Source organism: Streptomyces sp. Ncost-T10-10d (assembly GCF_900091955.1).
Taxonomy (GTDB): domain Bacteria; phylum Actinomycetota; class Actinomycetes; order Streptomycetales; family Streptomycetaceae; genus Streptomyces.
In genome coordinates, this window is the sequence record NZ_FMDF01000216.1 from 1 (window position 1) to 23,064 (window position 23,064).

Annotated in this window: 17 protein-coding genes, 1 pseudogene and 1 riboswitch; of the genes and pseudogenes, 11 read left to right on the top strand and 7 right to left on the bottom strand. The window is 71.7% G+C overall.

What is annotated here, in order from left to right; all coding sequences use genetic code 11:
- From GA0115254_RS37115 to GA0115254_RS37130, 4 genes and pseudogenes are all read left to right on the top strand, one after another.
- Positions 1–1,733: pseudogene (locus tag GA0115254_RS37115) on the top strand (hypothetical protein); the annotation flags it as partial.
- A gap of 130 nt (positions 1,734–1,863) precedes the next feature.
- On the top strand, positions 1,864–3,543 hold the full coding sequence (locus tag GA0115254_RS37120; RefSeq protein ID WP_093899658.1) for a serine/threonine-protein kinase: 1,680 nt from the start codon (positions 1,864–1,866) through the stop codon (positions 3,541–3,543).
- A gap of 141 nt (positions 3,544–3,684) precedes the next feature.
- On the top strand, positions 3,685–5,313 hold the full coding sequence (locus GA0115254_RS37125) for a succinic semialdehyde dehydrogenase (protein ID WP_093899659.1): 1,629 nt from the start codon (positions 3,685–3,687) through the stop codon (positions 5,311–5,313).
- A 49-nt stretch (positions 5,314–5,362) separates the two neighbouring features.
- On the top strand, positions 5,363–7,189 hold the full coding sequence (locus GA0115254_RS37130) for a GMC oxidoreductase (RefSeq protein ID WP_093899660.1): 1,827 nt from the start codon (positions 5,363–5,365) through the stop codon (positions 7,187–7,189).
- Between the two features lie 82 nt (positions 7,190–7,271).
- On the opposite strand, the gene GA0115254_RS48035 is transcribed toward GA0115254_RS37130, so the two are convergent.
- From GA0115254_RS48035 to GA0115254_RS37145, 3 genes are all read right to left on the bottom strand, one after another.
- Positions 7,272–7,517, bottom strand: a complete 246-nt coding sequence (locus tag GA0115254_RS48035; RefSeq protein WP_370741007.1) for an LAETG motif-containing sortase-dependent surface protein — start codon at positions 7,515–7,517, stop codon at positions 7,272–7,274.
- A gap of 497 nt (positions 7,518–8,014) precedes the next feature.
- Entirely contained in the window at positions 8,015–9,556 is a 1,542-nt protein-coding gene (locus tag GA0115254_RS48040; protein ID WP_370741008.1) for a hypothetical protein, read from the bottom strand.
- A gap of 393 nt (positions 9,557–9,949) precedes the next feature.
- Positions 9,950–10,282, bottom strand: a complete 333-nt coding sequence (locus GA0115254_RS37145) for a chorismate mutase (RefSeq protein WP_093899661.1) — start codon at positions 10,280–10,282, stop codon at positions 9,950–9,952.
- Between the two features lie 362 nt (positions 10,283–10,644).
- On the opposite strand from GA0115254_RS37145, the gene guaA reads away from it, so the two are divergent.
- The 4 genes from guaA to GA0115254_RS37165 all read left to right on the top strand — a co-directional run bounded on the left by guaA (position 10,645) and on the right by GA0115254_RS37165 (position 15,219).
- Positions 10,645–12,240 carry a glutamine-hydrolyzing GMP synthase gene (gene guaA, locus GA0115254_RS37150; RefSeq protein ID WP_093899662.1) on the top strand — a complete coding sequence of 532 codons (1,596 nt, stop codon included), beginning with the start codon at positions 10,645–10,647 and terminating at the stop codon, positions 12,238–12,240.
- Positions 12,241–12,421: 181 nt separating this feature from the next.
- A complete protein-coding gene (locus tag GA0115254_RS37155; protein WP_093899663.1) occupies positions 12,422–13,192 on the top strand; it encodes a class II aldolase/adducin family protein in 771 nt (256 codons plus the stop codon).
- Between the two features lie 113 nt (positions 13,193–13,305).
- Positions 13,306–14,574 (top strand): hypothetical protein, encoded by a 1,269-nt coding sequence (locus tag GA0115254_RS37160; RefSeq protein WP_093899664.1) that lies wholly within the window; start codon positions 13,306–13,308, stop codon positions 14,572–14,574.
- Positions 14,575–14,700: 126 nt separating this feature from the next.
- Positions 14,701–15,219 (top strand): DoxX family protein, encoded by a 519-nt coding sequence (locus GA0115254_RS37165; protein WP_093899665.1) that lies wholly within the window; start codon positions 14,701–14,703, stop codon positions 15,217–15,219.
- Positions 15,220–15,375: 156 nt separating this feature from the next.
- Here the strand turns inward: GA0115254_RS37165 and GA0115254_RS37175 are convergent, their stop codons facing one another.
- Positions 15,376–16,719, bottom strand: a complete 1,344-nt coding sequence (locus GA0115254_RS37175; protein ID WP_093899667.1) for a PspC domain-containing protein — start codon at positions 16,717–16,719, stop codon at positions 15,376–15,378.
- A gap of 237 nt (positions 16,720–16,956) precedes the next feature.
- Between GA0115254_RS37175 and GA0115254_RS37180 the strand changes: the two genes are divergently transcribed.
- Positions 16,957–18,255, top strand: a complete 1,299-nt coding sequence (locus GA0115254_RS37180) for an ATP-binding protein (protein WP_093899668.1) — start codon at positions 16,957–16,959, stop codon at positions 18,253–18,255.
- Complete coding sequence (locus tag GA0115254_RS37185) at positions 18,239–18,934, top strand: LuxR C-terminal-related transcriptional regulator (protein ID WP_093899669.1); 696 nt, start codon at positions 18,239–18,241, stop codon at positions 18,932–18,934. The genes GA0115254_RS37180 and GA0115254_RS37185 overlap by 17 nt, the downstream gene beginning before the upstream one ends.
- A 1-nt stretch (position 18,935) precedes the next feature.
- Here GA0115254_RS37185 and GA0115254_RS37190 read toward each other — a convergent pair whose 3' ends face one another.
- On the bottom strand, positions 18,936–19,709 hold the full coding sequence (locus tag GA0115254_RS37190) for a GNAT family N-acetyltransferase (protein WP_093899670.1): 774 nt from the start codon (positions 19,707–19,709) through the stop codon (positions 18,936–18,938).
- A gap of 33 nt (positions 19,710–19,742) precedes the next feature.
- Positions 19,743–20,789, bottom strand: coding sequence for a C40 family peptidase (locus GA0115254_RS37195; protein ID WP_093899671.1), 1,047 nt, complete (start codon positions 20,787–20,789; stop codon positions 19,743–19,745).
- A 357-nt stretch (positions 20,790–21,146) separates the two neighbouring features.
- Here GA0115254_RS37195 and GA0115254_RS37200 point away from each other — a divergent pair, with 357 nt between their 5' ends.
- Positions 21,147–21,500 carry a hypothetical protein gene (locus tag GA0115254_RS37200; RefSeq protein WP_093899672.1) on the top strand — a complete coding sequence of 118 codons (354 nt, stop codon included), beginning with the start codon at positions 21,147–21,149 and terminating at the stop codon, positions 21,498–21,500.
- A gap of 81 nt (positions 21,501–21,581) precedes the next feature.
- Here GA0115254_RS37200 and GA0115254_RS37205 read toward each other — a convergent pair whose 3' ends face one another.
- Positions 21,582–22,739 carry a C40 family peptidase gene (locus tag GA0115254_RS37205; protein ID WP_093899673.1) on the bottom strand — a complete coding sequence of 386 codons (1,158 nt, stop codon included), beginning with the start codon at positions 22,737–22,739 and terminating at the stop codon, positions 21,582–21,584.
- Positions 22,738–22,904: riboswitch (cyclic di-AMP (ydaO/yuaA leader) on the bottom strand. It overlaps the preceding gene by 2 nt.
- Positions 22,905–23,064 lie beyond the last annotated feature (160 nt).

The following is a 23,064-nucleotide window of genomic DNA, read 5'->3' on the forward strand; positions in this document are numbered from 1 at the left end:
ACACCGGCAGCCTCCCGGTCCAGCGCCCCGCGCGGCCGGAGGGCGCGGGGCCGACCGGCCCGGACCACGGCCACCCGCAGCCGGCCGGCCCCTGGAACCAGCCCGCCGAGGACCCGTACGAAGACGACCCGTACGACGACGAGGACGACGACAGCCACGGAGGCGACGGCCAGTCGCCGCCCGGCCGGCGGCTGCATCTCACCGGCACCTGGAGCGACGGCCCGGGATCCGGGCGCCCCGTCCCCGCCGGAGGCTCGGGCGAGGACGCCCTGCGCGCCGATGCCCGCCGCCACGGCAACTCCCCGGCGCTGCCCGTGCATCGGCCCGAGCCGCAGCAACAGCCGGGCCGCTGGGACGAGATCGTTGCGAGCGGCCGTACGGGCCCCGCCTATCGCGGCCCCGCCACCACCCTCGCCGCCGAGCGGGCCCGGCAGACCCGGATCGCCGTCGTCGGCGCGGTCACCGAGCGCTGGGCGCCCGAGCAGGCCGGACCCGTCCACGAGAACTGGCAGCTGGCGCCGCCGATCGGCCCCGCCACCGACCTCTGGGCGCTCGGCGCGCTGCTCTACCGCGCCGTCCAGGGCCACGCCCCGTACCCCGAGGAGAACGCGGCCGAGCTCGTCCAGATGGTGTGCGGGGAGCCGCCCGCCTTCGCCGAGGAGTGCGGCCCGCTGCGCCCCGTCGTCGAGTCGCTGCTGCGCCAGGACCCCACCGAGCGGCCGGACGTCGAGGAGCTGAGCGGCTGGCTGCGTTCCCTCGTGCGATCGGCGCCCGAGCCCGAGGCCGGTCTGGACGTCGTGCCACTGCCGTCCGCCGACAGCGCCCGGCTTCCCGTCGTACGCCGCCGGGGCGAGCTGGTCCGCAGGCGCCGCGGCCGCATGGGGCAGGGCGCGGCCCACGGCCGTCACCGCCACACGAAGGAGAAGCCCGACCGCCACGACAGACCCCGGGCGGAAAAGCCACCCAGGGCGCCGCGCGAGCCCAAGGGCCCCAAGGCGCTGCGCACCCCGCCACCCGGCCCCCGGCCGGGCGAGGGGCGGGCGCCGCGACGGCTCGGACGGCTGCTTCTGGTGCTGATCCTGCTGGCCCTGGTCGCGGCCATCGCGTACGCCGTGATGTTCATGCCCAAGGCGGACAGCGGCTCCGGCACCCGCTCCTCGGGCCCGGCGTCGTCGACGTCCGGTTCGCCGGAGCCCGGCGCCGGCGCGTCCGGCGGGCAGTCACCCTCTCAGCCGTCCGGCGCGCAGCAGCCGCAGACCAGCCGCTCCGCCGTCGCGCTCGCCCCCGGCTACGCCCTGCGCAAGGACCCGGAGGGTTTCGAGGTCGGCGTACCCAAGGGCTGGCAGCGCAGCCCCGCCAACACGGACCGTCAGATCCGGTACGGCAGTGATGGCTTCAGCCTGCTGATCGTCCCCGGACGCGACACCGTCAAGGCCAACGGCGGCGACCCGCTGGCGTACCAGGCCGACAAGGAGCTGGAGTTGCAGCCGTTCCGCGAATCGAGCTGGTCGGGGTCGAGCGGGCTGCGCCGGATCGATGTCGGCCGGCAGGCCATGGCCGAGGGGCAGTTCACCTGGCAGGACGCCTCCGGCCGCGAGGTGTACGCCCGTAATCTCGCGATGATTGTCGACGGCCGCTACCACATTCTCCAGGTCATCGGCCCGGAGGACCGGCGCGACAAGGTCTCGGACATCTATGAACAAGCCATCGCCTCCTACCGCGTGACGCCCTGAAGCATTTCGGTACGTCACCCGAAGGGTGGCGGAGCGACAAGCATCACAGTGCGGTCTCTTGGGTGATGCGAGGTTCCGTGGCCTGCGTCCCCTCCGTAATCTGGCCTCCGAGGGAACGGGGCGGGGATACGTGGATCGATCACAGGGCACGGACGCGGGACTGGTACTGGCCGGAAGGTATCGGCTCGGCGAAGTCCTCGGGCGCGGTGGGATGGGCAAGGTCTGGCGCGCCCACGACGAGGTGCTGCACCGCACGGTCGCGGTCAAGGAGCTGACCGCCGGGCTGTACGTCGCCGAGGCCGACCGGATCGTGCTGCACGCCCGCACGCAGAAGGAGGCCCGCGCGGCCGCCCGGATCACACACCCGGGCGTGGTCACCGTCCATGACGTGATCGAGTACGACGACCGGCCCTGGATCGTCATGCAGTACGTCGACGGTCCGTCACTCGCCGACGCGGCCAAGGAGTCCGGCGAGATCGAGCCGCGCGAGGCCGCCAGGATCGGCCTCCATGTGCTGGGAGCCCTGCGCGCCGCACACGATGCGGGGGTCCTGCACCGGGACGTGAAGCCGGGCAACGTACTCCTGGCCAGTGACGGGCGGGTGCTGCTCACCGACTTCGGGATCGCCGCGATAGAGGGCGACTCGACCATCACCAGGACCGGTGAACTGGTCGGCTCCATCGACTATCTGGCGCCCGAGCGGGTACGCGGCGGTGATCCGGGCCCCGCCTCCGACCTGTGGTCCCTCGGTGCCACGCTCTACACCGCGGTCGAGGGGCGCTCGCCGTTCCGTCGTACCTCCCCGATCTCCACCATGCAGGCCGTCGTCACCGAGGAACCGCCGCCGCCCGCGCAGGCCGGCCCGCTGGCCCCCGTGATCACCGCGCTGCTGCGCAAGGAGCCGGACGAGCGCCCGTCGGCCGCGGAGACGGAGCGGATGCTGCTGGACGCCATGGAGGGCCGCGCGCCCGTGGCCGCCCAGGCGTACGTGCCGACGCAGAGGGTTCCCGACGAGGTCCTGCGCTCGCTGGGCCCGGACGGTCCCTCAGCGCCCGAAACCACTCAACTGCCCCACTCGGCGACCCCCGCACCGGCCCCGGCCCCGGCACCGGCCCCGACGGTCCGGCGCAGCCGCTGGCGCACGGCGGTCCTGGTCATCGCGGCCGCGGCGCTGGTCGGCGGCGGCGCGGGACTCGCCGCGATGAAGTACGGCGACTGGACGCAGGACACCACCGGACGCGACGGCACGGGCACGCACGCGCCCGTCGACCCCGGGAAGCGTGACGCCGGGAAGCCCGACGCCAAGACCTCGCCCTCGGCCAAGCCCGATGCGCGCGTGAAGGACGTGCCCGACGGCTGGAAGCGGGTGAACGACCCCGAGGGCTTCAGCCTGACCGTGCCCGAGGGCTGGGAGCGCCGGGCGGACGGCAACCAGATCGACTACACCCCGGACAACGGCGTGCACTACATCCGGATCAGCATCGACCCGGCGCCCGACTTCGAGAACCCGTACATGCACATGGTGACGAGCCTGGAGCCCCAGCTCGCCAAACGGCTGCCCGGCTACGAGCGCAAGACCCTGCACTCCAACACGTACCGGGACCGTCCGGGTTCGCTCTGGGAGTTCACCTGGACCGAGACCAAGGACCACCCGGGGCCGCGCCACGCCATCGACCAGATGTACTTCGGGGAGCAGGGCGGTCCGGAGTACGCGCTGTACATGACGGGCCCGGCAGCGGACTGGGACACGACGCGGGCGCAGTTCGACACGATGCTGCGCGGATGGCGGGCGCCCGACAGCTCCGGCTGAGGCCCGCCGGATCGCGTCGGCGGCCGCAGGGGTCCTGATCAGGGGCTTTATTGCCAGTGATCACTGGCTTGTTTGTGGGGAGTGTGAAAACCCGTTACTCACGGGTACCCAAAGCGTGCGGCTGGCCGTACTCTCGCCCTCATGACGGACTCGCAGGCCTCCACGTCCACCTCCGCAGCCCCGCTCGGCACCAATCCGGTGGCCGCCGCGCCCGCAGGCGCGCGCACCGCCGCCGACGTGGTCACCCCCGAGGTGGTCGCCCACCTCACGCGCGGGGTCGTCGGCAGCGGCAGCACGGCCAACCACACCCCCTTCACCGGGGAGAAGCTGGCCGACCTGCCCGAGTCCACCCCCGAGGACGTGGCGACCGCCTTCGAGCGGGCCCGGGCCGCCCAGGCAGCCTGGGCCGCGACCCCCGTCCGCGCCAGAGCGGCCGTCCTGCTCCGCTTCCACGACCTCGTGCTCCAGCGGCAGGCGGAGGTCCTCGACCTCATCCAGCTGGAGACCGGCAAGGCCCGGCTGCACGCCCACGAGGAGGTGCAGGCCGTCGCCGTCGTGGCCCGCCACTACGGGCGCGCGGCCGCCTCGTATCTGAAACCCAAGCGGCACACCGGAGTCGTGCCGACGCTCACGAAGGTCACCGAGCTGCGTCAGCCGCGCGGCGTGGTCGGCCAGATCGCGCCGTGGAACTACCCCTTGGAGCTCTCCGTCGGTGACGCGCTGCCCGCATTCGTCTCCGGCAACGCCGTCGTGATGAAGCCCGACACCGAGACCGCGCTGACCGCGCTGTGGGCCCGGGACCTGCTGATCGAGGCCGGACTGCCCGCAGAGGTGTTCCAGGTGGTCCTCGGTGACGGGCCGGTCATCGGCCCCGAGGTCGTCAAGCACGCCGACTACGTCTCGTTCACCGGCTCCACCCGCACCGGCCGCGAGGTCGCGCAGGGTGCGGCGGCCCGGCTCGTCGGTGTCTCGCTGGAGCTCGGCGGCAAGAACGCCATGCTGGTCCTGAAGGACGCCGACGTGGAGAAGGCCGCCGCGGGCGCCGTGCGCGCCTGCTTCTCCTCAGCCGGTCAGCTCTGCATCTCCATCGAGCGGCTGTACGTCCACGAGTCGGTCGCCGACGACTTCGTGGCCCGCTTCGCCGCCCGCACGAAGGCCATGCGGCTCGGCAACTCCCTCGCCTACGGCGCCGACATGGGCTCCCTGGTCGGCGAGCGCCAGCTGGAGACCGTCACCCGTCATGTCGCGGAGGCCGTCGAGAAGGGTGCCAAGCTCGTCGCGGGCGGGGTCGCCCGTCCCGACATCGGCCCGCTCTTCTACGAGCCGACCATCCTCGACGGCGTCGAGGCGCCGATGGCCGTCTGCAACGAGGAGACCTTCGGCCCGGTCGTCTCCATCTACCGCTTCACCGACGAGGACGAGGTCGTCGCTCTCGCCAACGCCACCCCGTACGGCCTGAATTCGAGCGTCTGGACCAAGGACTCGAAGCGCGGCCACCAGGTCGCCTCCCGGCTGCGGACCGGCACGGTCAACATCAACGAGGGATACGCCCCCGCGTACGGCAGCGTGCAGTCCCCGATGGGCGGCATGAAGGACTCCGGTCTCGGCCGGCGGCACGGATCCGAGGGCATCCTCAAGTACACCGAGGCCCAGACCGTCGCCCAGCAGCGGCTGATTCCGCTCGCCCCGGTCCTCGGCATGGACGACGAGAAGTACGCGGCGTTCATGACCCGCAGCCTGAAGGCGATGAAGGCGTTCCGCCTGCGCTGAACCCCTTGGCACCGCAGCACGTTCTGCCCTTTTCGTACCGAGGAGAGCCATGTCCCAGGACAGCCCTGCCCAGAATCAGGCCGGACCGGCCGGTGAGACCGACGACGCGGCGTACGACTACGACGTCCTGGTCGTCGGCTCGGGCTTCGGCGGTGCGGTGTCGGCCCTGCGGCTGACCGAGAAGGGTTATCGGGTCGGGGTCCTGGAGGCGGGCCGCCGCTTCGGCCCCGGCACCCTCCCCAAGAACTCCTGGGACATCAAGAACTACCTGTGGGCCCCCGCACTCGGGCTCTACGGCATCCAGCGCGTGCATCTGCTCGGCAAGGTGATGGTGCTGGCCGGTGCGGGCGTCGGCGGTGGCTCGCTCAACTACGCCAACACGCTGTACGTACCCCCGGCGCCGTTCTTCGAGGACCGCCAGTGGGCGTCCATCACCGACTGGCAGGACGAGCTGAAGCCGTACTACGACCAGGCCAAACGGATGCTCGGAGTCCGGCTCAACCCGACGACGACCCCGTCCGACGTCCATCTGAAGGCGGCCGCGCAGGCCATGGGCGTCGGCGACACCTTCCATCTCGCCCCGGTCGGGGTCTTCTTCGGTGACGGCGAGGACGCCGACGGTACGGCGAGGGCCAAGCCCGGTGAGACGGTCGCCGACCCGTACTTCGGGGGCGCGGGCCCCGCCCGCAAGGCCTGTACCGAGTGCGGCGAATGCATGACGGGCTGCCGCCACGGCGCGAAGAACACCCTCAACGAGAACTACCTCCACCTCGCCGAGAAGGCCGGAGCCGTCATCCACCCGATGACCTCCGTCGTCGCGATCACGGACGCCCCGGAGGGTGGCTACCACGTCACCACCGTCCCGACCGACCGCCGCAAGAAGGCAGAGCCCGAGCGGCTGCGCGCTCGCAGGGTGGTCGTCGCGGCGGGCACATACGGAACACAGACCCTGCTGCACACCATGAAGGACCGGGGGCTGCTGCCCCGGCTCTCGGACCGGCTCGGCGAGCTGACCCGCACCAACTCCGAGGCGCTCGTCGGCTCGCAGACCAGCGACCGGCGCTACCGCAGGAAGCACGGCACGGCGAAGGCCGACTTCACCCGGGGCGTCGCGATCACGTCCTCGATCCACCCCGACGAGAACACCCACATCGAGCCGGTCCGCTACGGCAAGGGCTCCAACGCGATGGGCGCGATGTCGATCCTCCAGGTGCCGTACGGCAGTCGCCGGGTGCTGCGCTGGCTCGGCAACATGGCCAAGCACCCGACGCTCGCCGTGCGGTCGCTCTCCAACCGCCGCTGGTCGGAGCGGACCATCATCGGCCTCGTCATGCAGTCGCTGGACAACTCCCTGACGACGTATCGCAAGCCGGGCGGCGTAGGGAAGGGCCTGCTCACCGCCCGGCAGGGGCACGGCGCGCCCAACCCGACGCAGATCGAGGAGGCGACGCGCTGCGCCTCACTGCTCGCCGACGAGATCAACGGCTTCGCCGGCTCGAACGTCGGCGAACTGATGGGCACCCCGCTCACGGCACACTTCCTCGGCGGCTGCCCCATCGGCGCGAGCGCCGAGGACGGGGTGATCGATCCGTACCACCGGCTCTACGGACACCCCGGCATCTCGGTGGTCGACGGCTCGGCGGTGTCCGCGAACCTCGGCGTCAACCCGTCGCTCACCATCACCGCACAGGCCGAGCGTGCGATGTCCTTCTGGCCCAACAAGGGCGAGGCGGACCCACGTCCGGAACAGGGCGAGGCGTACGAAAGGCTGGCCGCGGTCGAGCCGCAGGCACCGGCGGTGCCGAAGGAGGCATTCGGTGCGCTGAAACTGCCGTTCCTCGGGCTGCCGACCGTCCCGCCGAAGAAGAAGTCGTAGCAGCCCCAGCGAACCGGGACAGCAGAAGGGGCTGCACCCCCCTCCGAGTGCAGCCCCTCCATGCTCACGGTGACCAAACGCCTTACACGCCGGTGTCACCGTTCCTGCGGCGCCGCACGATGAACATCGCGCCTGCGCCGAGCACAACGGCCGCGCCGCCCGCCGCGGCGAACACCGGCGCCGCGGACGACGAACCCGTCTCCGCGAGGCTGTCGGAGAGCGAGCCCGTCGGGTTGCCGGCCGGCTTCGCGACCGGGGCGGCCGGTACCGCGGCAGGGGCGCTCACTGCCGTGGTGGCGGTGAGCGCCATGGCGCGGCGAAGCTTCATGCGGCCTCGGTACTCCGGCGTACCGCTGTGAGCGGTACGGCTGTCGGGACGGGCCCACCGTGCCGGGGCACGGGCGGGGCCGGTGGTTCCGCATGGTTGACCCGTGGCCCGCCGCAATGGTTGTCCGGATACTCACAGAACCCTTATGTGACGCCGCTCACGTTTCTCTCCGTACTCAATCCGTGATCTGAGGCCGCGCAACTGTTCACCGGGCCACACGGTCGAACTCGCAGCGCTGTCACAGCGGTCGCACCGCCCCCACCGACCTCAGAGAGTCCGCGATGAGAACCATTTCCCCGCGAGCCGCGCTGCACCGCGCCGCCGGCGGATTCGCCGCCGTCGGTCTGCTGGCCGCCTGCTCGCTCGCCCTCGGCACCCCCGCGCAGGCCGCCGGCCCGGAGCTGGTGATCGGCGGCCCCGCCGCGACCGCCCTGCACCCCTACCCGGCGAGCGGTTCACCGCGGAAGTCGACGGCCGAGGTCACGGTCGACAATCCGTCACCGAACAAGGGGCCCGGCACCTTCGAGGGGGACTTCACCGTGACCTTCGATCTGACCGGGATCGCGGGCATCGTCGATGCGGCCTTCGGCGAGACCGGCGGCGCGGACTGCGAGCTCACCGGCTCCACGGCCGTCTGTCGCGGTCACGGCCTCGGGCCCGGCCGGAGCACGCTCGCCGAACTCGACCTCTTCGCCGCCGAGGGCAGCCGCATCGGCGACTCGGGCACCATCCGGGCCACCGGCAAGTCGGACGGGGCGACGTTCACCGACTTCTCCACCGAGGTGGTCATCGGTGGCCCCGACCTGGTGATGGAGCGGCTCCCGCTGAAGCAGAATCTGAAGCCCGGCGAGACCCAGCCGGTTCCCGTCACCTTCACCAACAACGGCACGCGGGCGGCCGACGGCGTCCTGCTCACCCTGATGTACACGCGCGGCCTGGACTTCATCGAGCGCTACGCGAACTGCGAGTACAGCGAGGGCGAAGCAGGCCGGGGCTTTCCCGCCGGAACCACCGCCCGCTGCTCCGTCCCCGGCACGTACGAAGCGGGGGCGACCTACCGGCTCGGCGTGCCGCTCTCCATCGAGGCCACCGAGCACGCCTTCCACGACACACTCGTGTACCGCATCGACGAGGACGTACCGGGGCGGGGCGCGCAGCGTTCGGCGGCCGGCGTCACCGCGGGCAGGGGCGCCGCGCTCACCCTGAAGGAGGCCGCCACCGTCCGAGGCGTGGACCTCGATCCCCGCGACAACCAGCAGGAAGCGGACTTCGTCACCGCGAACTCCGCCGACTTCGTGGCCTACGGCGCCCGGGCGCGGGGCGCTGCCGGCGAAACCGTCGCGGCCACCATCGGCTTCCGCAACAAGGGCCCGGCCTGGGTCGGCCACCCGAGATCCGGCGAACCCGTCGCCACGGTCGACTTCACCGTCCCCGAGGGCGCCTCGGTCACCGGCAGTCCCGCCGCCTGCCGGGGCATGACGGCCGACGGCCGGTACGGCGAGAGCCGGAGCGGAGCGCCCCGCTATGTCTGCGACACATCCATGGCCGTACGGGACGACGCCGACTTCGCCCTGCGCTTCCAGCTGAAGATCGACAAGGTGGTGACGGGAGCCTCCGGCGCGGTCACAGTACGCACCCCGCGCCTCGCCGAGTCCCCGAAGCTTCCCTTCGACCCGAAGCCGGGCAACAACACCGCGCTGCTGGTCCTGAACAGCGACAACGGCGACGGCGGCGCCGGATCCACCGCCGTCGGGCGGGGCCTCCGGCTCCGGATCGGCCGGCCCGGCCACCGCCGGCGGCTCGACCGGCGGCTCCGGCGCCACGTCCAACGGCTCGACCACCTCGGGAGCCGCCACGGGCGGTTCCACCACGGCCGGTTCCACCGGCGGCGCCCTGGCATCGACCGGCACCGGCGCGCTGCCGGTGGCCGCCGGCGCGGCGGTCGCACTCGCAGCGGGCGGCGTGCTGTACGCGACGGCCCGCCGATACCCCCGGCGGGGCTGACGTCCGGCCGGTGGCCGGGCAACAGAGGTGGCCATGAGCAAGGGCCCCATCGACCGGGAGGCGGTCCCTGGGGCCCTGCGCGATCAGCACCGGGATGCGGCCCTCGGCACCGAGCCGGACGGCTGCGCCCCGCGCAGACCGCCTCGACCGGATACGGCCGGCTCCGGGCGTCCCCGGAGCCGACCGTTCTTGGGGTGACCGGGCTGCTGTCCCCTGCCGACCGGTCACGCACGCTGGGGCGCGGTCCCACGGCGTACCTGCAGTACGCCACACGCTCCAGCGGAGCCACGCGTGGTTTCTTTCCAAAGCCGCCCCTGGCTGGCACGGACACCGGGACCAACGAAGTCACGGCGGACCCGGTCACGCGCCGTACGGGTGAGAGTCGGCCCGAACTGGGATACGCCGGGGCACCCCCTGCCCGTGGGGTGTCAGGCCCGGCCGCGGCAGAGCTCGAGCAGCGTCATGGCGAGGGAGGTGCCGGGCTTGCCGAGCGCGTCCCGGTACTGGCCGAGGATCTCCATCTCGCGCGAGAGGTTGATCCGGCGGCCGCCGGAGGTGATCCGGGCCTCCTGGATGACCGCGGAGACGGCCATCCGCTCCTGGACGAGTCCGATGATCCGGTCGTCGAGGGCGTCGATGCGGGACCTCGCGTTGCCGATCAGCGCGGCGGCCTCATCGGTGTGCGCGCCGGTCTTCTCGGCAGTGGTCTTCGCGGTGCCGGTCTTCGCGGTGCTGCTCTGCACAGGGGCGGTGCTGGTCATGGTGGTGACTCCTCGTGGGGTGCGGCCCCCGAATCCGACCGGTCCGGAACGCCAGAACGCCCCGGGCCTTTCGGCCCGGGGCGCCTGGAACGTTGCTTGTCAGTGGATCAAGCAGCACGACCATGGCAGCCGGCGGGCCGGATGCCATAGGTAAAGACGAAGGTCGTGTGCTGTCGCATGGAAGTCAGTATGGCCCCGCCTGTGCGGGCGGGCCAACACGGGGCCCGGATGCTGAGACACCGCCCGGCCCCGGCCCGGGGCCTGCGCTTCCCGCAGCCCTGTCCGGGCGTGACGACGGCCGCCTCCGCATCCCCGGTAGAATCGACAAAACCGACCCCCTTTCACCGCCGGAAGGCCGCCCCGTGCCAGCAGCACCCCCCGCCGCCCCCGACATCGCCACCGACGTGGTCCTCGTTGTCGACTTCGGGGCGCAGTACGCCCAGCTCATCGCCCGACGTGTCCGTGAGGCCCGGGTCTACAGCGAGATCGTCCCGTCCACGATGCCGGTGGCCGAGATGCTGGCCAAGAACCCCCGGGCGATCATCCTGTCCGGCGGCCCCTCCTCGGTGTACGCGGAGGGCGCACCCTCCCTCGACCGTGCGATCTTCGAGGCCGGGGTTCCGGTCTTCGGCATGTGCTACGGCTTCCAGCTGATGGCCACCACGCTCGGCGGCACCGTCGACGACAACGGTGCCCGTGAGTACGGCCGCACCCCGCTCACCGTCTCCAAGGCCGGCTCCACGCTCTTCGAGGGCACCCCCACCGAGCAGTCGGTCTGGATGTCGCACGGCGACGCCTGCTCCGCCGCCCCCGAGGGCTTCACCGTCACCGCGTCCACGGACGTCGTACCGGTCGCCGCCTTCGAGAACGACGAGAAGAAGCTCTACGGCGTCCAGTACCACCCCGAGGTCCTGCACTCCACGCACGGCCAGCAGGTCCTGGAGCACTTCCTCTACCGCGGCGCCGGCATCGAGCCGACCTGGACCACGACCAATGTGGTCGAGGAGCAGATCGCGCTGATCCGCGAGCAGGTCGGCACCAAGCGCGCCATCTGCGGCCTGTCCGGCGGCGTGGACTCCGCAGTCGCCGCAGCCCTTGTGCAGAAGGCCATCGGCTCGCAGCTGACCTGCGTGTATGTCGACCACGGCCTGATGCGCAAGGACGAGACCGAGCAGGTCGAGAAGGACTTCGTGGCCGCCACCGGCGTCCAGCTGAAGGTCGTCGACGCCGAGGAGCGCTTCCTGAACGCGCTGGCCGGGGTCTCCGACCCCGAGCAGAAGCGGAAGATCATCGGCCGCGAGTTCATCCGCGTCTTCGAGCAGGCCCAGGCCGAGCTCGTCGCCGAGGCGGGCGCGGCCGGTGAGGACGTCGCGTTCCTCGTGCAGGGCACGCTCTACCCGGACGTCGTCGAGTCCGGCGGCGGCACCGGCACCGCCAACATCAAGTCCCACCACAATGTCGGCGGCCTCCCCGACGACATCGAGTTCCAGCTCGTCGAGCCGCTGCGCCAGCTGTTCAAGGACGAGGTCCGGATGGTCGGCCAGGAGCTCGGCCTGCCGGAGGAGATCGTCCAGCGCCAGCCGTTCCCCGGCCCGGGTCTCGGTATCCGTATCGTCGGCGAGGTCACCAAGGAGCGGCTCGACCTGCTCCGCGAGGCCGATGCCATCGCCCGCGAGGAGCTGACGGCGGCCGGCCTGGACCGCGACATCTGGCAGTGCCCGGTGGTGCTGCTCGCCGACGTCCGCTCGGTCGGCGTCCAGGGCGACGGCCGCACCTACGGTCACCCGATCGTCCTGCGGCCGGTCTCCTCCGAGGACGCCATGACGGCCGACTGGTCGCGTCTGCCGTACGAGACGCTCGCCAAGATCTCGACCCGCATCACCAACGAGGTCGCCGACGTCAACCGCGTCGTGCTCGACGTGACGAGCAAGCCGCCGGGCACCATCGAGTGGGAGTGACCTTCCCGACGGGCCCTGCCTGACACCCGGTCGACGCCGATGCCGTCGCTCATTCACCTGGGCGGCGGCATCGTCGCGTACCCGGGCCCGTGCCCGAATCGAGTCCCGATGCCTCTGGCCACCTGTGGCGACCGGCGGTAACTTCCGATCCCGTACGCCCTGGGAGCCCCGAGGAGTCGCCATGCCCGAGCCCACACCCATACCTGTGGACCAGCTCCACTTCGCGATGCCGCCCGTCCACGAGTCGGTGGCGGACGAGCGCGCGTACCGCAAGGAACGGCTGGCCGGGGCGCTCAGGCTGTTCGGGGAGTACGGGTACGAGGACGGCGTCTCCGGTCACATCACCGCGCGGGACCCGGAGTTCACCAACTGCTTCTGGGTCAACCCCTTCGGGGCCCCCTTCGACGGGCTCGCGCCGGACGAGCTGATCCTGGTCAACGGGGAAGGGCAGGTCGTCGAAGGGCGGCACCACGTCAATCAGGCGGCGTTCGCCGTCCATGCGCAGGTGCACCGGGCCCGCCCGGACGTCGTCGCGGTCGCGCACACCCACTCCGTGCACGGCCGGGCCCTGTCCGTGCTCGGCGAGCTCGTCGAGCCCGTCACCCAGGAATCCTGTGCCTTCTACGAGGACCACGTGCTGTACGACGCGTACACCGGGGTCGTCGTCGACGAGGAGGAGGGGCGCCGGATCGCCGCCGCGCTCGGCGGGCACAAGGCGATCGTGCTGCGCAACCACGGGCTGCTGACCGTCGGCGACTCGGTGGACGCGGCCGCCTGGTGGTTCATCACGCTGGAGCGTTCCTGCCAGGTGCAGCTGGCGGCGCGGGCGGCCGGAAAGCCGGTGCTGATCGAGCACCGGGACGCGGTCGCCACCCGTGAGCAGCTCGGCAGCGATCTGGTGGCCTGGATCAACTACCAGCCTCTGTGGCGCCGGATCAGTCGCACATTCTGACGATCTGCGCCGACGGGCCGCCCCGATGCGGCCCGGAGCCCTCCTGTACGGCACAATTCGCAGCATTAACAGCTGAGTTGGCTGTACCGGGACAGGAAAGGGCGGCGTTCTCCGTGGCGTTGGACGAGGCGAGGGCGAGCAGCACGCACGGCGGCGGCTGCACGTGCGGCGACTGCCCGCACGGGGCGCGCGAGGGCCACCGGCGCGCGGTGGCCGCCTTCCTGACCAAGCGGGACGAATTCGCCGCCGGTCAGGGGCTGCCGCCCGGGGTCGCCCAGTCCGCCTCCGCGACCCGCCAGTGGGTCTCCGACGAGCTGACCCAGTCCGCCAGGACCGTCGCCGAACGGGGCCGGGAAGCGGGCGACGCCTGGCTGTACCGGGTGTGGCGGCGCACCCTGATCGCGGTGTGGGGGAGCCTCGTCGTCCTGGTCGTCGCCGAATCCGCCACCGCCATCGGTGCGGGCTGGACCAACGCCCGAACGGCGGGACTGGTCGCCGGACTCGTCACCGCGGGCCTGCTGACCGGTGCCGCCCATGTCCACCGGGCCCGCGGCGGCCTCCTCGCCCCGGTGATCGGCGAGGACAACCGGCTCTCCACCTCCCGGGCGGTCGCCGCGTCCTGGGTGCTGCTCGCGGTCTTCTCCGTACTCGTGCTGGCGCTCCAGCTGGCGGGCGCCTCCGGCCACACCGAGCGCGACGAACTGATCGAGGGGCTGGATCTGGCCCGGGGCGCCGGGGTGGTGACCGTGCTGGCACTGGTGTGCGCCGTCGCCGTGGTTGTACGCCGGGTGGTGACCGTACGCGCCCTGTCGGGGCGGCTGCAGAAGCTGCGGGCCGACCGGCCGCGCGCCGCCGATCTGCTCACCGACGACTCCGGGCGGGGCAGCTTCACGGATGTGCAGTACGTACTGGTGAGCACCGTCGCCGTGCTGTTCGCCGCAGTCCGTCTGGCCCGCAGGCCCGAGCAGCTGCCCGACCTTCCCTGGGGTCTGGCGCTGTTGGTCACCGTCTCGGCTCTCGCGTACTTCGCGGGGAAGTACGCGGAGGGCGGGCGCCCTGTGGTGCTCTCGGTGGTCCGGGCCCGGGAGGCCGGGGATCTGGACGCGCCGATCCGTACCGGCGACGACATCGAGATCCGTGGGGCGGGCTTCGTGCCGCCCGGTGCCGGGGCGCCGGACCGGCTGGCCCGCATGGTCGTCCGGATCGGCCGGGTCCATGTGCATGTGCCGCTGATCCCGGTGACCGGCGGCTTCGCCAACCCGACCGACAACGTGCTCACCGTGCCGGTACCGGTGGAGGTGGAACCGGGGCTGGTGGAGGTGCAGGTCGTGACCGCTGCCGGGGTGGAGACGAACCGGTTCGAGATCGATGTGACGGACTGACTTCCGCAGCCCGTGTCCGGCTGTGGGGTGACGGATACCCCCCGACCGGACGCCCCACCGGGTGAGTCGGGCGTCCACCGCGTACGTATGGTCTGTCGACGGGTCTACGGAAGGCGGGGCAGCCACATGCAGGACATTCAGAGTTACGGCACGAACGTACGCGGTCTGGGTGAGACGAGAGGGCTCAAGGAACTGGCGCGGGAGCATGCCCTGCTGCCGCTGCGGATCTTTCTCGGTCTCACCTTCATCTACGCCGGGCTCGACAAACTGATGGACAGCGCCTTCTTCCGCGCGAGCGGCGCCGGCTCCATCGGCGAGATGATGCACGCGGTGCGCGACTCGTCCGCGATCCCGGCCCTCGTCGACCTCGCGCTGAAGAACCCCGGCGCCTTCGGGTACGCCATCGCCATCGGCGAACTCGCCGTCGGCCTCGGTACCCTCGTCGGGCTGTGGGCACGGCTCGCCGCGCTCGGCGGGGCGCTGATCTCGCTGAGCCTGTGGCTGACCGTGAGCTGGCAGGTCGATCCGTACTACTTCGGCAACGACCTGGCCTACCTCATGGCCTGGCTGCCGCTGCTGCTCGGCGGGGCCGCGGCGTTCTCCGTGGACGCCTTTCTCGCGTCACGGCGGCGACGGATCGTGTAGTTCACCCAGGTCGCGGTGGCGGCCAGCCAGAGGCCGCCGAAGAGCAGCGGGAAGAAGAAGACCCACGGGGCGTCCCAGACCCCCGCGGCGTCCGCCGCGTATCCCGCTGCCAGAGCGAGCATGACCAGGCCCGCCACCGCCCGTCCCGGACGGATCTCATGACGCAGCACGGGTGACCTCCACCTGTCCGATGCCGACTTCGAGAGTGAGCTCGACCGTGCCGGCCGGTTTGCTGCCCGGGGGCGGCGGAAGCGTCCTGCGTTCCTGCTGCGACAGATTCATGTCTTCCACATTGCGCTGCGGGCCGTCCGGCGCATCGCCCGTCCGGCTGACCGGCAGCGTGATGTAGCCGAAGCTCGCCCGCGCGTCCACCTTCACCGTCGCCGCCTTCGGCACGACGACGACGGCGCGGCCCGCCCCGACGTTCACCCCCGTACGGACGGTGTCGCCCCGGGGGACCGTGATCCCGGTGAGGTCCAGCCGTGCCACCCCGGAGCCCAGCTGGTAGTGCGGCCGCACCGCCGCCACCGAGGCCGGCTGCCAGCCCTCGCGCACCCACTGGGTGGTGATGTCCTTCGGCAGCGCGGACGCACCGGCCAGCAGGGCCGCCGTGATCACCGACAGCATGACCGTGCCGAACCCGGTCCGTCCGAGGAACGCACTGACCAGCGTTCCGAGCCCGAACACCGCGAGCGCACCGGCCAGACCGATCTGCAGACTCGTGCCGAGCGGCTGGGAGTCCCAGCTCAGCCCCGTGCCCAGACCGCCCGCGATCAGCGCGAACAGGAACACGAGACCGCCGATCGAGGTCGGGCCCCGGGTGCCGTCCTCCTGCGGGGGCGCGCGGAACGGGTCCTGAGGCGTCGCACCCGCGGGCCGTACCGCCCGGCCGTCGAGCGCCGCATCGGCCGGACCCCACAGATAGCCGGGGCCCGCCGGACCCGAGGTGCCGTCCTTGATGATCGGATCCCGCCACCACGACGGGCTGCCCGGCGACGGCGGAGCCTTCACCTCGGGCGGCGCGTCCGCCACCGCCTGCGCGGTCGCCGGATGCAGCGGGTCCTCGGGCGCCGCCGTCCTGCGGTTCTGCGTCCAGACGGCGAAGCCGACGACCGCGAGCGACAGCATCGCGGAGAACGCCAGCGTGCCGCCATTGCCCAGCATGGAGAGGAACAGCCCGCAGCCGATCAGCGCGAGCAGCACCGCGATCAGCGACGCACCCTCGACGCGGCCGGACAGGAGCCGGCGCGCCTCGTTCTCGTCCTCACCCTCCAGGGGGATCAGCAGCCAGGCGAAGCCGTAGAAGATCAGTCCGATGCCGCCGGTGACGGACAGCACACCGAGCACGATCCGGAAGATCACCGGGTCGACGTCGCAGTACCGGCCGAGCCCGCCGCACACCCCGGCCACGACTTTGTGCCGCGGGCTGCGCCGCAGCTGCGGTCCCGGTCCGGGGGGTGGTGGTGCGACACCGGGGGAGGCGTCCTGGGGAACGGTCATGGCTCTATGGTGACGGGCCCGGCGCCCGTCCGGGACCGGCACCGACCCTGGCCGATCCCTGATATTGGCCCGGCGGCCCCCTGGGGGAGGCAACCGGTACCGGTCCGGTGGCTCATGAGCGAGGCGTTCCGGTACCGCCCCGGCGGTACCCGCGGGAGGCGCCTCCGCGCACTCTCAGGGTCGAGTCGGGGGCGGACCCTGATGCCGTCACCCGTACGGACGTGTGACGATCGGTGCATGCCAGCCGCCACGTCCCGAGCAACGAGCTCCCGCAACGCCGACCCGGAGGAGCCGCCGCTGCGCAAGCTGTACCGCAGCGCCGACGGACGGCTGCTCGGCGGTGTCGCGCGCGGTCTCGCCGGACATCTCGGGCTGCCCGTCGCCTGGGTGCGGTTCGTCTTCCTCAGTCTGTTCTTCGCGGACGGCCTCGGCGCGCTGCTCTACGCCGTGTTCTGGATCGTCGTCCCGCTCGGTGTCGGTGGTGTGGAGGCGCCGCGCTCCGTCTTCGAGACCGCCCCGGACGGCAGACGCCGGCTCCGCAAACCCGACAAGGGCCAGGTCTTCGCCCTCATCGCGTTGTTCATCGGCGCCATCATCTTCGTCGGCAACGTCGACATGGGCAGCAAGGCCGACCGCTACATCTGGCCCACGCTGCTGATCGGCGCAGGTTCCGTACTCGTGTGGCGGCAGGCCGACAACGCCCGGCGCGCGCGCTGGATGGAGGTCGGCAGCCGCCGCCGGGTCCTGCATCTGGCCCGGGGTCTTGCCGGGGTGGCCCTGGTCGGATTGGGCCTGGCCGTCTTCATGGTGGTACGCGGGTCCGCGGCCCAGCTCGGCAACGTCCTGACCGCCGCGATCGCCGTCCTCACCGGCATCGCGCTGCTGGCCGGCCCCTACCTCGTACGCATGACCCAGGACCTCTCCGAAGAACGCACGATGCGCATCAGGGCCCAGGAGCGTGCCGAGGTCGCCGCCCATGTCCATGACTCGGTGCTGCACACCCTCTCCCTGATCCAGCGCAACGCGGAGGACGCGGGCGAGGTCCGCAGACTGGCCCGCGCCCAGGAGCGCGAACTGCGCAACTGGCTGTACAACCCCGAGGGCACCGGCAAGGACGAGGACGACGAACCCGAGACCCTCGCCGAGGCGGTCAAGCGCGCCGCCGCCGAGGTCGAGGACAAGCACGGCGTTCCGCTGGAGGTCGTCGTCGTCGGCGACTGCCCGCTGGACGAGAGGCTGGCCGCGCAGATGCAGGCCGCACGCGAGGCGATGGTCAATGCCGCCAAGTACGGTGGCGAGGGCGGCGCCGTGCAGGTCTACGCCGAGGTCGAGGGCCGCACGGTCTTCGTCTCGGTGCGCGACCGGGGCCCGGGATTCGATCTGGATTCCGTACCGGGGGACAGAATGGGCGTACGAGAATCAATCATCGGCCGGATGCAGCGCAACGGCGGTACGGCGCGACTGCGTTCGGTGCCCGGTGGGGGCACGGAAGTCGAGCTGGAGATGGAGAGGGCGAGCGATGACGGAGACCACTGAGGCGACAGGGGGCCCGGAGCGCCGGGTACGGGTCGTGCTCGTCGACGATCACCGGATGTTCCGCACCGGTGTTCAGGCCGAGATCGGCCGCACCGAGGAGACGGGCGTCGAGGTGGTCGGTGAGGCCGCCGACGTCGACCAGGCGGTCACTGTCATCACGGCGACCTGCCCCGAGGTCGTCCTCCTCGACGTCCATCTGCCCGGCGGCGGCGGCGTCGAGGTGCTGCGCCGCTGCGCCCCGCTGATGGGTACCGCCGAGAACCCGGTGCGGTTCCTGGCGCTGTCCGTCTCGGACGCCGCCGAGGACGTCATCGGCGTCATCCGCGGCGGCGCCCGCGGCTACGTCACCAAGACGATCACCGGCACCGACCTGATCGACTCGGTCTTCCGGGTCCAGGACGGCGACGCGGTGTTCTCGCCCCGGCTGGCCGGCTTCGTCCTCGACGCCTTCGCCTCCACGGACGCGCCGCCGGTCGACGAGGACCTGGACCGGCTGACGCAGCGCGAGCGCGAGGTGCTGCGGCTGATCGCCCGCGGCTATGCGTACAAGGAGATCGCCAAGCAGCTGTTCATCTCGGTGAAGACGGTCGAGTCGCATGTCTCGGCGGTGCTGCGGAAGCTCCAGCTGTCGAACCGGCACGAGCTGACCCGGTGGGCGACGGCGCGGCGGCTGGTCTGAGTCAGCCGGCCGTGCCGTCGGGGACGAGCGAGATGTTCAGCTTCTCGCCGACCCGGCGGTAGCCGATGCCCGCGTAGATCCGCTCCACATCCGCGTCGCCCGGCTCCAGCCACACCACCCGGCAGCCACGCTCGAAGGCCGTCGCGGTCAGGTGGGCACAGAGCGCGGCGCCGACGCCGCGGCGGCGGAAGGTGTCGGCGACGGCGAGGCCGGCCAGTTCGGTGAGGCCGTCGACCGGGACCGAGCAGCCGCCCGCGCCCGCCGGGACACCGCCGACCGTGGCGAGGGCCGCGACCCCGCCGCCCCCGGCCGCCGCGCGCAGCCAGGCCGCCTCGCCGCCCTCGGGCTCGCCGGTCCCGCCGTATCCGTGGTGCTGGACGAGCGCGGCGGCGTCGAACTCCGCGTCGGTGACCGGTTCGGCGATCGCGAGGGAGTCCACCGGCTTCGGCGGCAGCAGGTCGCCCGGGGCACAGGCCAGGATCGGGGCCCGGTTCTCGACGGTGAACCCGGCGGCGAGCAGAGCGGGTTCGACCGCGGGGGCCCAGCCGGGCAGAAACTCCAGCCGCGGCATCCGGTCGTACGCGCGGAATGCCGCGATCAGGGCGTCGAGGTCCTCCGCCGTCGGCTCGGCGTCCCGGTCGGGTATCGCGTAATTGGCGTACTTGATCGACCAGTTCGGGTTGTACCGCACGGTGAAGGGGCCGACCCGGAGATGGTCGGGGGAGCGCAGGGCGAGCGTTCGGGCATGGGTCTGGACATCGAGGTCCATGGGCATGTGCGGTCGTCCTCCGGCCGGTTGATCAGGAGCCTATGCCACCCGGGTCGCTCCGGCGAAGGGCATCTGGTCGATCGGCGCGATCCGGACCGGTGCTCCCGGGCGCGGGGCGTGGATCATCCGGCCGTTGCCGATGTAGAGCCCGACGTGGCTCACGCCGGAGTAGAAGAACACCAGGTCGCCCGGGGCGAGTTCGGAGCGCGAGACGGGTCGGCCGGCGTTGATCTGCGTGTACGTGGTCCGGGGGAGCGAGACACCGGCGGAGCGCCAGGCGGCCTGGGTGAGCCCGGAGCAGTCGAACGAGGACGGGCCGGTCGCGCCCCAGACGTACGGCTTTCCGAGCGCCCCGTACGCGAACGCGATGGCCTCGGCGGCACGGGAGTTGGGAGCCTGGACGGGGCCGCGTGCGGTGCTGCGATCGGCACGGTCGGCGGAGCGCGCGCTGTCCGAGCTCTCGTAGGCGGCGCGCTCGGCCGGGGACAGGGTGGCGAGGAGCCGCTGCGCGTCGGCCAGTTTGGTTTTGATCGTCGCCTTGTGCTTCTTCAGCTCGGCCTGGCGGGATGCCAGCGCAGCCAGCTTTCCCTCGGCCTGTGAGCGCAGCTGGGCGATCCGGGCGACCTGTCGCTCCACCCCGTCGACCTCGGCGGCCTGGCGGTCGCCGATCCGGTCCACGTACGAGGCCCGCTCCAGGTACTGGTCGGGGTCGGAGGAGAGCGCCAGCTGTACGGCCGGGTCCAGGCCGCCGGTGCGGTACTGCGCGGCGGCGAGGGAACCCAGTGCGTTGCGCGAGGCGTTGAGGCGCTCGGTCCTGCGGGCCGCCTCGTCGCGCAGGGTGTCGACGGCATCGGCTGCGGCGGTCGCCTTCTCCTTCGCGCCGTTGTACTGCTCGGTGGCGACTTCCGCGTCGTGGTACAGCCGGTCCACCTCGGCCCTGACCTGGGCAGGGGTTGACTGGGGATCGGCGTGTGCGGAACCTGGCAGAGCGGCGGCGGTGGCGGCCCCGGCGATGGCGAGGGTGGCTGCGGTGCGGGCAGCAGAGCCGGTGTACGGGCGCTGCTTGGGTTTCCGGTGCGCTGCCACGGGGGCGTGCGTCCTTCCTGGCGACTGCCCGCCGGGGACTACCGGCGGGCCCGCCGGAGGTCCGGCGGCGGGTCACCAACAGGGGGAGCGGCCCGCCGCCGGATCTCTCGGCGGGGTGACCGGCTCGCCGTCCGGGTGCGGAGCGGCGGTGAAGCCGGTCACCTGGGTAGGGACGCTAAACCCGGGGCACGGGGAAGAGTCGTAATGACGCCTATTGCCCGAATTTGGCGCGGCGCTGTCGTCGATTGCTCGGAAAATTGCACCAGAGCCAGGCAACTGGTGCAGGCGCGAGTGGAGTGGCAGGAAGTCGCACCTGCCTGCGGAGTGGTGATATGCCCGGGGCTAGGCTGCGGACCCATGGACGTACTCATCAATGTCTTCGTCGCGCTGCACATCATCGGTATCGCCTCTCTGCTGGGCGGTTTCCTGACCCAGATGAAGGCGATGGGCGCGGGCGCGGCCCGGTTCGTCCCGGCGATGCTGCACGGCGCACTGACCATGCTGGTCACCGGTGTCGCGCTGGTCGGGCTCAACGAGGCCGACGACCACCATGTGAACAACATCAAGATCGGGGTCAAGCTGCTGCTCCTGGTCGTGATCCTCGCGCTCGTCTACGTCAAGCGGGACGAGGAGAAGGCCGACAAGGGCGCCTTCGCGGCGGTGGGCGGGCTGACGCTCGCCAACATCTTCATCGCCACGCTCTGGACCTGAGCCGGCCCGTGCCGCCCACGCTGCCGGACGGGCGTGGAATCCAGGCCCGTCCGGCAGTTGCGGGCACGAGGGCGTGAGCCGTCACGACGGCCGCACGCTGCCGTAGATCGGCATGTAGTAGATCGACTCCTCGCGCACATTCGCCCCCGGCTTCGGCGCGTGGATCATCATTCCGTCGCCCTTGTAGATGCCGACGTGGCTGATGTCGTCGTAGAAGAAGACGAGGTCGCCCGGCCGCAGATCGGCCGTCGCGATCCGGGTGCCTGTCTTCACCTGGTCCCAGGTGGTGCGTGGGATGTCGACGCCGGCGGCCTTCCACGCGGCCTGGGTGAGCCCGGAGCAGTCGTACGAGGCCGGGCCCGTCGCGCCCCATACGTACGGCTTGCCGATCTGGGACGTGGCGAAGGCGAGGGCCTTCTGCGCCTTGGTGGTGGCGCTGCTGTCCGAACCGGTTCCGGTGCCCGTGCCCGTACCGCTGCCGGATGCCGCCCCCTTCGCGGCTTCCGCGGCCTTGCGGTCCGCCTCCGCCTCGGCGGCGGCCTGCTGCCGCGCCAGCTCCTCCGCCTTGCGCTTGGCCTCCGCCTCCTTCTTGCGCTCCAGCGCCGCGAGCCGCGCCTTCTCCTCGGCGGTCAGTTCCGACAGCATCGCGCGCGCCTCGCCCAGCTTCTTCTGGACGTTCTGCTTGCTGGTGCGCAGCGTGGTCTGTGTCGAGGTCAGCGTCTCCAGGCTCTGCACCGCTTCGGCACGCTTCTTCGACGCCTTGGCCTGCTGCGTACGGAAGTCCGTGACTGCCTTCTGCTGCTGACCGGTCATCCGGCTCATCAGCTGGCTCTCGTCGAAGTACGACTGCGGGTCGTCGGCCAGGAAGAAGGTGGCGCTCGGCGCGATGGAACCGGTGCGGTACTGCGCGGCCGCGTAGGCGCCGAGCGTCCTGCGGGCGTCGTTGAGCTTGTCGGCGCGCTTGGCCACGTCCTCCAGCAGGGCGTCGACCTTGGCGCGCTGGGTGGTGGAGGCTTCCTTCGCCCGGTTGTACTGCTGGGTCGCGGTGCCCGCCTGCCGGTAGAGGTCGTCGACCTTCTTCTGGACGTCCTCGATGCTGGGCTTCGGGGCGGGGGCGGCCGTGGCGCTCTGTGCGGAGAGCAGGGTCACGGACGCCAGTGCCGCCGTGGTGAGCCCTACGGCCGGTGTGGTGGTGCGCACCCGGGTGCGCGGTTTGCGATGCGACGCCAAGGCCGGCATCTCCTTCCGTGGACCGCCTACCGGGTTAGCTGTCGGGTTCGGGCGGAACGGAAGGCTGCCCTACGGTCCGAGTGGGGGGACAAGGACCGATTCACCCCGGTGCTGCGTGTGGGTCCCCGGTTCCGAACTCCCGCGAGGGCAGGACGGATTCGGCGCGGGCGCCCGCTCGGCGTGGTTCGCCTCAGGGGGTACGGGCCGCCCGGTCGAGCACGCTAGCCAACCCGTGGTGCTGCTGTGAAGGTCGATGTTCGATATGCCCGATACATTTTCGTGACCTCGATGAAGTGGGGTGGCAAGGGCCGGCGAGGGCCCCAATTTCCTTACG